13 protein-coding genes are annotated in these 13931 nt (G+C 72.2%); 5 read left to right on the top strand and 8 right to left on the bottom strand.

What is annotated here, in order from left to right; translation table 11 throughout:
* Positions 1–128: 128 nt before the first annotated feature.
* From SJY07_RS20200 to SJY07_RS20180, 5 genes are all read right to left on the bottom strand, one after another.
* Positions 129–1769, bottom strand: a complete 1641-nt coding sequence (locus SJY07_RS20200) for an ABC transporter substrate-binding protein (protein WP_380162435.1) — start codon at positions 1767–1769, stop codon at positions 129–131.
* 594 nt (positions 1770–2363) lie between these two features.
* Entirely contained in the window at positions 2364–3449 is a 1086-nt protein-coding gene (gene ychF / locus SJY07_RS20195) for a redox-regulated ATPase YchF (RefSeq protein ID WP_380161347.1), read from the bottom strand.
* A gap of 25 nt (positions 3450–3474) precedes the next feature.
* A complete protein-coding gene (locus SJY07_RS20190; RefSeq protein WP_380161346.1) occupies positions 3475–3741 on the bottom strand; it encodes an acyl carrier protein in 267 nt (88 codons plus the stop codon).
* Positions 3738–5804, bottom strand: a complete 2067-nt coding sequence (locus SJY07_RS20185; RefSeq protein WP_380161345.1) for an HAD-IIIC family phosphatase — start codon at positions 5802–5804, stop codon at positions 3738–3740. The genes SJY07_RS20190 and SJY07_RS20185 overlap by 4 nt, the downstream gene beginning before the upstream one ends.
* A gap of 69 nt (positions 5805–5873) precedes the next feature.
* Positions 5874–6491, bottom strand: coding sequence for a serine O-acetyltransferase (locus tag SJY07_RS20180; protein WP_380161344.1), 618 nt, complete (start codon positions 6489–6491; stop codon positions 5874–5876).
* Between the two features lie 329 nt (positions 6492–6820).
* Between SJY07_RS20180 and rmuC (SJY07_RS20175) the strand changes: the two genes are divergently transcribed.
* Positions 6821–7312 carry a DNA recombination protein RmuC gene (rmuC, locus tag SJY07_RS20175; protein ID WP_328292427.1) on the top strand — a complete coding sequence of 164 codons (492 nt, stop codon included), beginning with the start codon at positions 6821–6823 and terminating at the stop codon, positions 7310–7312.
* Between the two features lie 38 nt (positions 7313–7350).
* Positions 7351–7920, top strand: a complete 570-nt coding sequence (gene rmuC / locus SJY07_RS20170; RefSeq protein WP_380161343.1) for a DNA recombination protein RmuC — start codon at positions 7351–7353, stop codon at positions 7918–7920.
* Here rmuC (SJY07_RS20170) and SJY07_RS20165 read toward each other — a convergent pair.
* Entirely contained in the window at positions 7877–8902 is a 1026-nt protein-coding gene (locus SJY07_RS20165) for a 4-hydroxy-3-methylbut-2-enyl diphosphate reductase (protein ID WP_380162433.1), read from the bottom strand. The genes rmuC (SJY07_RS20170) and SJY07_RS20165 overlap by 44 nt on opposite strands.
* Before the next feature lie 201 nt (positions 8903–9103).
* Between SJY07_RS20165 and SJY07_RS20160 the strand changes: the two genes are divergently transcribed.
* Positions 9104–10261 carry a glycosyltransferase gene (locus tag SJY07_RS20160; protein WP_380161342.1) on the top strand — a complete coding sequence of 386 codons (1158 nt, stop codon included), beginning with the start codon at positions 9104–9106 and terminating at the stop codon, positions 10259–10261.
* Between the two features lie 16 nt (positions 10262–10277).
* Here SJY07_RS20160 and SJY07_RS20155 read toward each other — a convergent pair whose 3' ends face one another.
* A complete protein-coding gene (locus tag SJY07_RS20155; RefSeq protein ID WP_380161341.1) occupies positions 10278–11426 on the bottom strand; it encodes a DegT/DnrJ/EryC1/StrS family aminotransferase in 1149 nt (382 codons plus the stop codon).
* Positions 11427–11714: 288 nt separating this feature from the next.
* Between SJY07_RS20155 and xseA the strand changes: the two genes are divergently transcribed.
* Positions 11715–12971, top strand: coding sequence for an exodeoxyribonuclease VII large subunit (xseA, locus tag SJY07_RS20150; protein ID WP_380161340.1), 1257 nt, complete (start codon positions 11715–11717; stop codon positions 12969–12971).
* Between the two features lie 9 nt (positions 12972–12980).
* Complete coding sequence (locus SJY07_RS20145; RefSeq protein ID WP_380161339.1) at positions 12981–13217, top strand: exodeoxyribonuclease VII small subunit; 237 nt, start codon at positions 12981–12983, stop codon at positions 13215–13217.
* Positions 13218–13220: 3 nt separating this feature from the next.
* On the opposite strand, the gene SJY07_RS20140 is transcribed toward SJY07_RS20145, so the two are convergent.
* Positions 13221–13844: a DUF4245 domain-containing protein gene (locus SJY07_RS20140; RefSeq protein ID WP_328292434.1), complete on the bottom strand. Its 624-nt coding sequence runs from the start codon at positions 13842–13844 to the stop codon at positions 13221–13223.
* Positions 13845–13931 lie beyond the last annotated feature (87 nt).

Here is a 13931-nt window from a genome sequence, read left to right as displayed (position 1 = left end):
GCACGACCATCCGTGGCCGGCCCGGCCATTCACGATTCCGTCCCGGCGGGTCAGTGTGCTCCCGGCCGGCTGTCCACGCGCGAACGGGGGTGGGTCGGAGAGCTCCGACCCACCCCCGGGACCTCACGTCAGGACTTGGTGATCTGGTAGTAGAGCGGAACGCTGTTCCAGCCGAACTGGACGTTCTTGGCGCCCTTGTCGAACCCACCGCTGGCGTTGGAGTACCAGAGCGGGATGACCGGGAGGTCCGCGAACAGGATCGTCTGCGCCTGCTGCAGGATCTTGTTGGCCGCGTCCTGGTCGGTGGTGCCGGAGGCCTTCTTCAGCAGCTCGTCGAACGCCGGGTTGGTGTAGTCCCCGTCGTTGGAGCCCGCGCCCGTGGCGTAGATCGGGGCGAGGAAGTTGTACAGACCGGGGTAGTCGGCCTGCCAACCGGTGCGGAACGCGCCCGAGATGGTGCGGTTGGTGATCTCGGTGCGGATCTGGGCGAAGGTCGGGTACGGCTTGCCCTCGGCCTGGATGCCCAGGACCTGGCGGATCGCTGCGGTCACCGCGTCGACCCAGGCCTGGTGGTCACCGTCGACGTTGTAGGCGATGGTGAAGGTGCTGCCGTTCCAGGGGGCGATGGCGTTGGCCTGCTCCCACAGCTGCTTGGCCTTGGCCGCGTCGAGCGAGAGGACCTCGTTGCCCTCGACGGTCTCCGAGTAGCCGGCGATGACCGGGGAGGAGAAGTCCTTGGCCGGGGTGCGGGTGTCGTTGAAGATCGTCTTGCAGATCTGGGCCCGGTCGAAGGCGTAGCTGAAGGCCTGGCGGCGCAGCTTGCCCTCCTCGCCACCGAAGCCGGCCAGGCCCTCGGGGATGCAGAAGGACTGGAAGATCGCGGCGGGCTGGTTGACCGCACCGTCGCCGAGGTCGTCCTGGTAGGTCGCCAGCGCGGAGGACGGGATGTTGTCCAGCACGTCGAGGTTGCCCGACTGCAGGTCGGAGTAGGCCGCGTCGTACGTCTCGTAGAAGACGAAGGCGAGGCTGTCGTTCTGGGCCTTGCGCGGGCCGTCGTAACCGTCGTTCTTGACGAAGTCGATCCGGACGTTGTGCTGCCAGGCGCCGGTCTCCTTCAGCTTGTACGGGCCGTTGCCGACCGGGTTCTCGCCGTAGGCCTTGATGTCGGTGTAGGCGGTGTCCGGCAGCGGGTAGAAGGCCGAGTAGCCCAGGCGCAGCGGGAAGTCGGACTCCGGCTGCAGCAGCGCGACGGTGAAGGTGGTGTCGTCGACGACCTTGAGGCCCGACATGGTCTGCGCGGTCGGCGGGTCGGCCTGGACCTCGGGGTAGCCGGCGATCGGCTCGAAGAAGTAGCTCGAGAGCTGCGCGTTGGTGCCCAGCGCGCCGTAGTTCCACGCGTCGACGAACGACTTGGCGGTGACGGCGGAGCCGTCGGAGAACTTCTGGCCCGACTTGATCTTGATCGTGTAGTTCTGCGCGTCGGTGGTCTCGATGGAGTCCGCGAGGTCGTTCTCCGGGGTCCCGTCGGCCTTGTAGAAGACGAGACCGGCCCACAGCGAGTCGAGGAGGCGGCCGCCGCCGACCTCGTTGGTGTTGGTCGGGACCAGCGGGTTCTGCGGTTCGGTGCCGTTGGCGACGACGTCGCCGCCGGAGGCGCCGCTGCTGGCGCCGTTGCCGGAGCCCTTGTCGTCGTCGCCGCCCCCGCAGGCGGCGAGGGTCGCCAGGGCCGCGGCGCCCAGGGCGCCCTTGAGGCCGTCACGACGGGTCAGGACGGGTCCGCGGCTCACGATCCCGAAACGCTTGGTGGGCTGCACTTCGTCGTCCTTCTCGAAGCTGCTCAAGGTGGAACTCCTCCTCGCGGGGCATGTCTTCTTGGGCAGGTTGCCCAACTTCGGCGACTCCTGCCGAGCAGGATGTCCACCTCAAAAGGTCGGAACGCACGCTAACACTGGGCCAACCTGATTTCGGACGCGTGCCCGGCCGAAAACGTCGTGGCCTCGAGCACCCGTGCTCCAGTGTCCCCCGCGCCGACCGCGCCTGCACCCTCTTCGGGACGTTCTGCAACCACGGAACCACGCAGAGTCGCAGGTCAGCGCGTTGGGCACCCTCTCGGGCGCCCGAGGTAACGATGTTGTTGCGGTCTGGTCGCTGGTTGCTCCGGTCCGGGGAACCGGCCACCGGCGGAGAGCGAGGAGCGGTGGGATCCCCATCGACCCCACCGCGTCCCCGCACCGTGGCACATCCCGACGTCGCAGCCCAGCTCCGGAAGACATCGAGAGCAAACCGTCACACAACCGTTTCCGAGGCGTGTCGGGATTGTTTCGGACGTGTTTCGGACGTGGTGCGGACGTGGTGCGGAAAGATCAGACGTTGAAGCGGAACTCCACCACGTCGCCGTCGACCATGACGTACTCCTTCCCCTCGATGCGCACCTTGCCCGCGGACTTGGCCTCCGCCATCGACCCGAACGACACCAGGTCCTCGAAGGAGACGACCTCGGCCTTGATGAAGCCGCGCTGGAAGTCGGTGTGGATGACGCCGGCGGCCTGCGGGGCCGTCGCGCCCTGCGGGATCGTCCAGGCCCGCGACTCCTTGGGCCCGGCCGTCAGGTACGTCTGCAGGCCGAGGGTCTGGAACCCCACCCGGGCCAGCTGGTCCAGACCGGACTCGGTCTGGCCGACGGACTCCAGCAGCTCCGCGGCCTCCTCGGCCGAGAGCTCCGCGAGCTCGGACTCGAGCTTGGCGTCGAGGAACACGGCCTCGGCCGGCGCCACGAGGTCACGCAGCTCCTGCATCCGGGCCGCGTCGCCGAGGACGGTCTCGTCGACGTTGAAGACGTAGAGGAAGGGCTTCGTCGTCAGCAGCCCGAGCTCCCTGAGCAGCGGGAGGTCGACGTCGTCGGCCTTCGTCGCGGCGTAGAGGGTGCGGCCGGAGTCGAGCACGGTCTGCGCGGCCAGGGCCGCCGTGAGCACGGCGGGGTCCGCCTTCTTGCCCTTGACCTCCTTCTCCAGCCGCGGGATCGCGCGCTCGAGGGTCTGCATGTCGGCCAGGACGAGCTCGGTGTGCACCGTCTCGATGTCGTCGGCCGGGTCGACGGCACCGGCCACGTGCACCACGTCGGGGTCGGCGAAGGCGCGCGTGACCTGGCAGATCGCGTCGGCCTCACGGATGTTGGCGAGGAACTTGTTGCCCAGCCCCTCCCCCTCGCTGGCGCCCTTGACGATGCCCGCGATGTCCACGAATGAAACCATCGCCGGGACGGTCTTCTCGCTGGAGAAGACCTCGGCGAGCTTGTCGAGGCGCAGGTCGGGCAGGGCGACGACCCCGACGTTCGGCTCGATCGTGGCGAACGGGTAGTTCGCCGCGAGCGCGTCGTTCTTGGTGAGCGCGTTGAAGAGGGTGGACTTGCCGACGTTGGGCAGGCCGACGATGCCGATGGTGAGTGCCACGGGTACAGGACCCTACCCGCTGCGCTCAGCCCGCCTGCTCGACCAGGAAGCGCCGCAGCTCGCCGACGTCCTGGAAGGAGGTCAGCTGCTCGTCGGAGAACTGCACGTCGAACTCCGCCTCGAGGGAGTACATGATGTTGATGTGGGCGAGTGAGTCCCACCCCGGCACGTCGGCCGCCGTGCTGGCGTCGCTCAGCTGGAGGTCGTCGACCGCCAGCACCTCGCGGAAGACCTGCAGCATGCGTCCCTCGACGCCGTCCCCATCCAGCGTTCGGTTCGACTGCTCGCTCACCGGGACACCTCCACCTTCTGCTCGTCGTCCAGACGTGCCGACGGCACGTCCCTGAGGTCGATGACGCGCTGCGCCACCTCGACCTGCACCAGCCCCGGTGTGCTCACCGCGGCCGGCAGTTCCAGCGTCCAGACCGTGGACGATCCGTCCCGGCCCCCCTGCTCGAAGCCGAGGCGCTCGTAGAGCCCCGCCACCTGGGAGTTCTTCGCGCTGGGCACGTGGGTGCCCCGCAGCGACGTGCACCCCAGCGAGTCCGCCGTGCGCACGAGCACCCCGAACATCTCGTCCTCGACCGTGCGCCCGATGACCCGGCAGCTCAGCAGCCAGCTGTCGACGTCGAGGACGTCGCCGTCCCGGCGGGCCAGGAGCACCCCCACGACCCCGTGGTCGGCGAAGCGGTCGCGGACCCGCACGACCTGCGCCGTCCACGCCGGGTCCTGCGCCATCGCCTCGACGTCGGCGAGGGAGTGGCGACGGGTCGTGAGGTTGAACTGGTTCGTCTTGCCGAGCAGCTGCGCCACCCGGGCCAGGTTGTCCGGCCCGAGGTCCGCGACCTCGGCGTGCATGTCCAACGAGGCCAGGTACTCCTCGAGGGTCCCGGCGTTCTCGCGCACCTCCACCGCCTGCGCCCGTGCCTTGTACTGCGCCGTGCGGGCGGCGTCCTCGGCGGTGAGCGCCTCGGTCTCGAAGAACGGGTAGTCGGCGAGCGCCGCGACGTAGCCGGCGGGTTCGCGGGGCAGCGCGACGACGTCGACGTCGGGGAGGAGTTCCCGGACGGCCTCGCGTTCGGCGGGGTTGTCGTCGACGAACACGAGGGAGTCCTCGCCGATGCCCAGCGTGCGGGCGATGGAGCGCACGGCCGTGGGTTTGTCCCCCCAGCCGGCCTCGAGGACGGCGACGTCGTCCAGGGAGAGCAGCATCTCGGGGTTCTGCTCGAACGCCTCGCGGACGTGGGCCTCGTCGTTCTTGGAGCAGATCGCCAGGACGACGCCCTTCTCCTTGAGGTCGAGGACGTAGCGCTGGAAGGCGGTGAACGCCTCGCCGCGGGCGCCGTGCCCGATCTCGATGCCGTGCGGGCCGAGTTCACCGAGGATCCCGCCCCACAGGGTGTTGTCGAGGTCGAGGACGAGGCACTTGCGCGAGCGGCCGTACTGGGCGCCGATGACGGCGGCGGTGTGCTGGGCGAGCAGCGGCACGCACCCCAGCGCGACGGCCTGCTTCGCGGCGTGGACGTAGCGCGCGTCGATCCAGGTGCGCTTGCCGACTGTGGAGGCCAGCCGTTCGCAGTCGACGATCCCGACCCCTTGTCCCGCAGCGGTTCCGGCGAGCTCGCCGAGGCGCTCGGAGAAGCGCCGGAGCATCCAGTGCCGCGACCCCGGGGTCTGGTCGGCGAGGTGGCCGAGGGCCACGTCGGCCGGGACGACGACGTCGTGCTGGACGACGCGGGCCCCGAACCGGGACCGGGCGGTGTCCCACAGCGACGTCCACCGGGCGAGTTCCGCCTCGACGCTCGCCTCGGGGTCGTCGCTGCGTGCGGGCAGGTCGACGGCGCTCTCGTCGACCGCGAGGACGATGACGTCGGGGGCGAAGGTGTGCAACCCGCTGGTGGGGTCGAGGAGTTCCGCGCGGAACAACCCGTACCCGCACTCGTAGACCTCGACGTCGACACCGGCGCGCGCGCAGGCCAGCGGCAGGAGCTGGGTGAACTGCGTCGTGGTGTAGCTGCCCAGGACCGCGACCCGCGCCGTGCGCGGGGCGGGCGGCAGCTGCTCGCGCACCGATCGCCACACCCGGTCGGCGCCCAGCCACGCGGCGAAGTCGGCGCCGGCGCCGCTCGTCGCGGCGTCGGTCGCGGCGAACGCCCACTGCGCGCTGCGACGGGGCGAACCGGCGCTGCGGTGGGCCTTGGCCAGCGCCAGGCAGGCCCGCGACGTCGGCACCGCGGTGGCCCCGATCGCGGCGAGGGCCTCCCGGACCTCGTCCGTGGTGCCGTCCGTGGTGCCGTCCGTGGTGCCGTCCGTGGTGTCGTCCGTGCGCGAAGCGTTCGGCTCTTCGACCGTCATGTCCATCCCCTCGTGGCGTCCCGGCGGAGGACGACTGGAAACTCCCGGAGAACTGCGACCTGCCCGCGCTCAGGACGCGGAGGAGGCCGTGTCGCTCGACTGCGGTCGCGGCTGCTGGGGCTTGAGGATCCGGGCGGGCGGCGCGAACGCGGCGGCCCCGGCCGGGACGTCCATGCTCACGGTGGCGTTGGGCCCGATGGAGGCTCCGTCGCCGATGGTGATGGCCCCCAGCAGCACCGCGCCTGGGCCGATGGAGACGTCGCGCCCGATGTGCGGCACGGCCTCGCGGCGGGTCTCGCCGTTGGTGAACCCCAGGGTGATCCCGGAACGCAACGTCGAGTCGTCGCCGATCACCGCGAACGCGGGGATCTGCACGGCCTGGTGGTGGCCGATGGCGACGCGGCGCCCGATGACGGCCTCGTCGGCGATCTCGGTCCCGTAGACGTTCTGGATGACGAGGCGGTTCACCAGGCGGTGCGCGACCTTGACCAGGCGGCGGACCGGGGCCGGCTGCGACAGCCCCCAGTGACCGACGCGGTGGACGACCAGCGCGTGCAGCCCGGGGTGCACCACCGAGCGGGAGTGCCGCTCGAAGTCCTCGCGCAGCAACGTCCACAACGGTGCCGTCGAGGCGGCTTCACCCGACCCCACCCCGTGCCTGACCCCGCTCGTGCTCTCGTGCCCCACAACGCCCCCTCCGGCAACCCTCACGTCACGTCACTGTAGCGGGAGGAGCGCCCTCCCCGACACGGGCCGGACGCCGCGCGAGGTGGCGACCTGCGGTGGCGACGGCTCGCACGACTCCTCCACAGGCACTCGCCGACGGCTTGCGCCGCACGGGAAGCACCCCGACCCCGCCCACCGCCCGACGCGCCTCCCTCCCCTGCGCGCACCCTCTCGCAGACCGGCCGTCCGGGCCTCCCGAGATCACCCGGTTGCGCCGACCACGACACGCGGAGAGGGCCTGCGCTCCTGGGTGACCGCCCGCGTCGGAGCCGGCTGGCACAGTCCGGACCATGGACGTCTCCGCTCTGCTGCTCACCCTCGTCCTCGGCCTGCTGGCCGGGATCGTGGTGGGTGTGCTCCTCACCCGCTGGGTGCACCGCACCCGCACCGCACCCGAGACCACCGCGCTGAGCACCGAGCGGGACCTGCTGCGGGCCCGGGTCGCCGACCTCGAGGAACGCGTCAGCACCGGGCACGCCCTGACCAGCACCGTCACGCCCGTCACCGCGAGCCTGCAGCGCGTCGAGGCCCAGGTCGCGGCTCTCGAACGCGACCGCGTCGCGCAGTACGCCCGGCTCAGCGAGCAGCTGACCGCCGTCGCGGCCGGCACCGACGCCCTGCGCGACCAGACGGCGACGCTGGCCGGCGCGCTGCGGGCCTCGAGCTCACGCGGTTCCTGGGGCGAGGTGCAGCTGCGCCGGGTCGTCGAGCACGCCGGGATGCTGGACCGCGTCGACTTCACCGAGCAGGCCACGCTGACGACCCGCAGCAGGCCACGCTGACGACCCGCAACGGTCGCACCGTCCGGCCCGACCTCGTCGTGAACCTCCCGGGCGGCAAGCACGTCGTCGTCGTCTGCTTCGTACCGGGCGAGGCCTTTCTCGCCGCGGCGTGCGAGGCCGACCCGATGCTGCTCGAGCACGCGATGTCGCGCCGGGTCGTCCTGGCGACCCCCACGACCCTGCTGGCCCTGCTGGCCCTGCTGGCCCTGCTGGCCCTGCTGGCCCTGCTGGCCCTGCTGCGCACGGTGGCGCTCACCTGGCAGCAGGACGCCGTGGCGGGCAACGCGCGCGAGCTGTTCGAGGTCGGCCGCGAGCTCTACGAACGGCTGGGGACCCTCGGTGGGCACACCGCGTCGCTGGGCCGGACGCTGCACCGAGCGGTGGAGGACTACAACCGCTTCGTGGGGACGCTGGAGCGGCGGGTCCTGGTCTCGGCCCGACGGATCCGCGACCTCGACCTGGCCGACGAGGACCTGGCGACGCCGCAGCCGCTGGAGGAGAGCGTCAGCCCCCTCACCGCGCCCGAGCTCCTCGAGGACGTCCCCGAGGAGGGTGTCGTGCGGATCAGACGGGAGTCACGGGCAGCGAACGGCGGGCCCCTGGGGTGAGGCCGCTCTTGAGGTCACGGCGCAGGTCCGAGGGCAGCGAGAACGTCAGGTCCTCCTGCGCGGTGGTGACCTCCTCGACCTGCCCGTAGCCGCGGGCGGCGAGCTGGGCGAGCACCTCGTCGACGAGGATCTCGGGGACGGAGGCGCCCGAGGTGACGCCGACGGTCGTGACGCCCTCGAACCACTCGTCCTGGATCTCGTGGGCGGTGTCGACGCGGTGGGCCGAGCGGGCTCCCGCGTCGAGGGCGACCTCGACGAGTCGCACGGAGTTGGAGGAGTTCGCCGAGCCCACCACGACGACGAGGTCGGCCTCGGGGGCGATCTTCTTGATGGCCACCTGGCGGTTGGAGGTGGCGTAGCAGATGTCGTCGCTGGGCGGGTCCTGCAGGTTCGGGAAGCGCTGGCGCAGCCGGCGGACGGTCTCCATCGTCTCGTCGACGCTCAACGTCGTCTGGGACAGCCAGACGAGGTTGTCGGGGTCCTTCACGACGATGGTGTCGGCGACGTCGGGGTTGTCCACGACGGTGATGTGGTCGGGGGCCTCGCCCGCGGTCCCCTCGACCTCCTCGTGACCGGTGTGACCGATGAGCAGGATCTCGGCGTCCTGCCGGGCGAAGCGGACGGCCTCCTTGTGGACCTTCGTGACCAGCGGGCACGTCGCGTCGATGGTCTGCAGCGAGCGGGCCTCGGCGGCCGCGCGCACGGCCGGGCTCACGCCGTGCGCGGAGAAGACGAGGTGCTCGCCCTCGGGCACGGCGTCGGTCTCGTCGACGAAGATCGCGCCGCGCTCCTGCAGCGTCCGCACGACGTGCTTGTTGTGCACGATCTCCTTGCGCACGTAGACCGGCGCCCCGTACAGGTCGAGGGCCTTCTCCACGGCGATGACGGCGCGGTCGACCCCTGCGCAGTACCCGCGGGGGGCCGCGAGCAGGACCCGCTTGCCGCCGTCCCAGGCCGCGCGTTCGCGGGCCGAGGCCAGCACCGGCGTGTCGTTGCAGTCGTCGGCGGGAGCCGGGGTCTCGAGCGGTGCGTGCGTCACCGGGCCATGGTAGGTCGGCACTCCGGCCCCGGCCCCACCGATCGGCCCCGGCCCCACCGCTCGGCCCCCACCGCGCGTGCAGGTGCCGGGTCGATCGGGTACCGGCGGCCCGTCCGCACGGCGCCGTCCGCCTACCCTGTGGCGGTGTCGCAGCCCCGCACCCTGGACCCGCCGACCCCGCAGCTGACCGCTCCCGTCCCTCGGGTCCTGTTCGTGGTCGACGCCCTGAGCAACAACGGCGCCGTCAGCATCACCATCGACCTGGCCCGCCGCTGGGCGGGCGCGGGCGCCCGATTGCTGGTCCTGAGCAGCGCCGAGCAGACGGCGAGGATCCCGGCCGGCGCCCCGGTGGAGCAACTCGCGCCCGGTGCCCGCCTGCGCGCCGCCGTGGCCACCGGACTGCCGCGCCTGCTGCGCCGGGCCGCCGCCTCCGACGTCGTCGTCGGCGCCTCCGAGATCGGTCCCGGTCTGCTGCTGGGGTTCCTCGCGGCCCGGCTCACGCGCCGGCCCTTCGTCGTCGCCGTGCACGCCAACCTCGACGACGCGCTGCAGGAGTGGGTCTCCCCGCGGTTGCACCGGCTCTCCTACTGGGTGCACCGCCACGCCGACGGGGCGCTCGCCGTCGCCCCCGCCCTGGTGGACCCGTTGGTGCGCAACGGGCTGCCCGCGTCGAAGGTGCGGGTCATCCGCAACGGCATCGACGTCGCCGCCGTGCGCGCAGCCGCGAACGGGCCGGGGAGCCTGGTGAGCGGGCGGTCCGTGCCGGTGGTCGTGGCGACCGGGCGACTGGCCCCGCAGAAGGGCTACGACCTGTTGATCCGCGCGCACGCGCGCGTCGTGGACCGGCACCAGCACGAGGTGCTGGTGCTCAACGACGGGCCGGAACTCGCTGCGCTGCAGCAGCTCGCCGACGAGCTGGGGGTCTCCGCCACCGTGCGCTTCGCGGGCTCGGAGGTCCCCCCGCTGCCCAGCGTCGCCGACGCCGACCTGTTCTGCCTGCCCTCGCGGCACGAGGGACTGCCGTTGGCCCTGCTCGAGGCGGTCGCGCTGGGCGTGCCGGTGATCGCGGCCGACTGCGCCGAGGGGGTCCGGGTCGCCCTCGACGACGGTCGGGTGGGGCGGCTGGTGCCGGTCGAGGACGTCGACGCCCTCGCGCAGGCGCTGGCCGACCACCTCGCCGACCAGGGCGCGCTGCGCACCCGCGCCGCGCTCGGGCCGGCCCACGCCGACGGTTTCGACCGTTCCGTGATGGCCGACGGCTGGGCCCGCGCGCTGGGCGAGTTCCTCGACCCGCGCTGCTGACCCGTGCCGCTGACCCTCAGGTGAAGAAGCTCCTGACCCCCTCGACGACGCGGTCGAGGACGCCGTCCTCCATGTAGGGGTGCAGCGGGAGGGTGAGCACCTGCTGCGCGGCGAGCTCCGTGACGCTCAGGTCTCCCCGCCGGCAGTCCTCGTAGAACGAGTACTGGTGCGCGCCGTAGTAGTGGATGCCGCTGGCGATCCCGCGCTCGGCGAGGTGCTCGACGAGGGCCGCCCGCCGGGAGGGGTCCCGGACCCGGACGACGTAGATGTAGGGCGCCACGCCCTCCCAGTCGGTGTCGAAGAGCTGCACGCCCTCGACGTCGCGCAGCGCGGCGTCGTAGTAGCGGCAGTAGTCCTGCCGGTTCTTCACGAACTCGTCGACCATGGCGAGCTGCGCCAGCCCGATCGCCGAGGGCACCGAACCGAGGTGGCAGCGGTAGCCCTGCCGGACGACGTCGAAGTCCCAGTTGCGCTGGTTCTTGTAGCGCGCGTCGGTGTCGGAGTTGATGCCGAGGTGACGCAGCTCGTGCAGGGTCTGCACGTCCTCGGGGTTCGGGGTGACGACGGCGCCGCCCTCGAGGGTGGTGATGGTCTTCACCGGCCCGAAGCTGAAGCAGACGAGGTCGCCGAAGGACCCCACGGGACGACCGTCGCTGGAGGACCCGAAGGCGTGCGCGGCGTCCTCGATGATGCGCAGGCCGTGCTCGCGGGCGATCTCGAGCAGTTCGTCGACCCGCGCGGGCAGCCCGGTGTAGTCGACGACCACGATCGCCTTGGTCCGCTCGGTGATGAGTTCGCGGACCCGGGCGGGGTCGAGGGTGAGGAAGTCCGGCTCGACGTCGCAGAAGACGATCTCCGCGCCCGTGCGGCTGATCGCCTGGTGACCGGCCACGTAGGTGAACGCGGGTGCGATGACCTCGTCGCCCGGGCCGAGCCCGATGAGGCGTGCCGCGATGTGCAGGGCCTCGGTGCAGGAGTTGGTCGACACCACCCGACGGTCGGTCAGCCCGAGCCTGGCCTCGATGGCCTCCTCGAACTGCTTGCTCAGCTTGCCCATCCCCAGCCAGCCGACCTCGAGCGCGTCGCGCGCCGCGTCCTGGACCTCCTGACCCAGGTACGGCTTGTAGACCGGAACCTTCTCGTCGATCCCCACCGTGCGTTCCACTGCGGTGCCCCCACCCTCTGCTTCCCCGAACTCCCCCGGAGCGTCCCCCGCCAACTACCCAGAGTGACGCAAAGTCGCTGCACCGGAACGGAATCCGCCGGCACAGCGACACTCATGGTGACACGCGTCGCCGCGCGAGGAGTTCGCTCGGGAAACTTTCCCGGCGACGGATCTCTCCCCGCACGGCAGGGTCTTCGCCGGGACGGAGCAGCCACCGGACGGTCCGTGTCCAACGCAGCACGCCGAGTGCTCACGATCCGCCCGAGGGGGGTGGGAGAGGATGGGGAGGTGCCCGCCGCCGACCCCGCCCCGCGCCGCCGACCCACCACCGCCGGCGAGACGACGGCGGAGAACCCGTGGCCCGTCCGCCTCCTCGCCGCGAAAATGGACGCCTACATCGCCAAGATGCCCTGGACCTGGGTCGAGGGGCAGGTCGTCCAGGTCAGCGACCGCCCCGGTTCCTCCGTCGTCTTCGTGACCCTGCGCGACGCCGACACCGACATGTCGCTGCCGGTCACCATCGCCCGGCGCGTCATGGGCCGCCTGCGCGACGCCCTCCCCGACGGACTGAGCCACGGCACCCGGGTCGTCGTGCACGCCCGGCCGGAGTTCTTCGCCAAGCGCGGCAGCCTCAGCCTCGCGGCCGACGACGTCCGCCCCGTCGGGGTCGGCGAACTGCTCGCCCGCCTCGAGCACCTCAAACGGGTCCTGCGCAGCGAGGGGCTCTTCGACGCCGCCTGCAAGCGCGACCTCCCCTTCCTCCCGCACACCGTGGGACTCGTCTGCGGCCGCGCGAGCGCCGCCGAGCGCGACGTCGTGGAGAACGCCCGGCAGCGCTGGCCCTCGGTCCGGTTCGAGGTCCGGGAGGTGGCCGTGCAGGGCCCGAACGCGGTGCCCGAGGTCGTCGACGCGCTGGCCGAGCTCGACGCGATGGTCGAGGTCGAGGTCATCGTCATCGCCCGCGGCGGCGGTTCCGTCGAGGACCTGCTGCCCTTCAGCAACGAGACCCTGGTCCGGGCGGTGGCCAAGGCCCGCACCCCGGTCGTCTCCGCCATCGGGCACGAGGTCGACGCGCCGCTGCTGGACCTGGTCGCCGACGTCCGCGCCTCGACGCCCACCGACGCCGCCCGCCGGGTCGTGCCGGACGTGACCGAGGAACTCGCCCAGCTGGACGGCCTGCGCCACCGGACCCGACGGGCCATCGCCGCCCGGGTCGAGCGCGAGCAGCACACCCTCACCGCGCTGCGCAGCCGTCCCGTGCTGGCCTCGCCGCACGTCCTGGTGGACCAGCGCGCCGCGGAGGTCGCCGCCCAGCGGGACCGGGCCCGACGCGCTCTGGAGAACCGGCTGGAGCGCGCCCACGTCGACGTGGAGCACCTGCGGACCAGCGTCTCGGCCCTCTCGCCCCGCTCGACGCTGCTGCGCGGCTACGCCGTCGTGCAACGCCCCGACGGCGAACTCGTGCGCACCCCCGAGGACGCCCCCGAGGGGACGCGACTGCGGATCCGGCTGCCGGACGGGGAGGTCGGCGCCACCGCTGGGTAGCCTCGCCCGGTGCTAGCAGCGAGCGAACCCAGCGAACTCACCTACGAGCAGGCCCGCGACGAGCTCGTCGACGTCGTGCGCCGGCTGGAGACGGGAGGCACCGGGCTCGAGGAGGCGCTGGCGCTCTGGGAGCGCGGCGAGGCGCTGGCCGACCGGTGCCAGCAGTGGCTGGACGGGGCCCGCGCGCGCCTGGACGCCACCCGCGCCGAACCCTCCGGGAGCGACCCGGCGGGCGCGCAGGACTGAGCCTCAGGCCTTGGCGCCCCAGGGCGTCCCGGCCTTCGTCCAGCCGTCCAGGGTGGCCGTGACGAGCTCGGTGATCGGGGCGTAGCCGCCCTCGCCGGTGACGAGCACGGTCACGCCATCCTGCGTGCGGACCAGGCTGTACCGCTTGCGGTCCGGCTGCAGGTAACCGTCCCAGGGCTGACCCTGCACGGTCCGGGTCCCGTCGGCGGTGCCGCCCTGGGTCTGGGCCTTCAGCCAGGTCTTCGTGGTGTCCTCGGCGACCTCGAGGGCCAGGTACTGCCCCTCGTCGCTGCGGTAGCCGACGTGCCAGGTCACGACGCCGTCGGTGGAGCGGTTGACGTTGGCCGAGGTGGCCGTCCACCCCGCAGGACCGTCCGGGACGGCCGGGGCGAACGGCAGTGCCGCGGCGTTGCCCTCGGCGGCGTTGGCGACGTCGACGGCGGGCTGCTCGATCTGGTTGGGACGGGGCAGGAGCCAGACGACGACGGCCACCAGCGCGAGGATCACGGCCATCGAGAGGACCATCGACTGCACGTTCCCGCCCGAGCGCGGCGGACGCGGCACACCGCGCGGGTCCTCCCCGGAGTCGGCGGAGGTACCTGCGTCGGGCGAACCGGTCGTGCTCACCCCTCCATGGTGACGGATAGCATCGGCACCCGACGACGCGCACCGGCAGGCCGGCGGCCCAGAGGGGGCTGCGGGCGCCGGTGTTCC

The organism is Kineococcus sp. R86509 (assembly GCF_042466365.1).
In the GTDB taxonomy this organism is placed as follows: domain Bacteria; phylum Actinomycetota; class Actinomycetes; order Actinomycetales; family Kineococcaceae; genus Kineococcus.
This window is presented reverse-complemented; position numbering and strand designations above follow the sequence as displayed.

Bases quoted from the DNA above. Each gene is read 5' to 3' on its own strand.
- SJY07_RS20185 (WP_380161345.1), bottom strand. From the start codon at position 5,804: ATGACGGTCGAAGAGCCGAACGCTTCGCGCACGGACGACACCACGGAC.
- rmuC (WP_328292427.1), top strand. From the start codon at position 6,821: ATGGACGTCTCCGCTCTGCTGCTCACCCTCGTCCTCGGCCTGCTGGCC.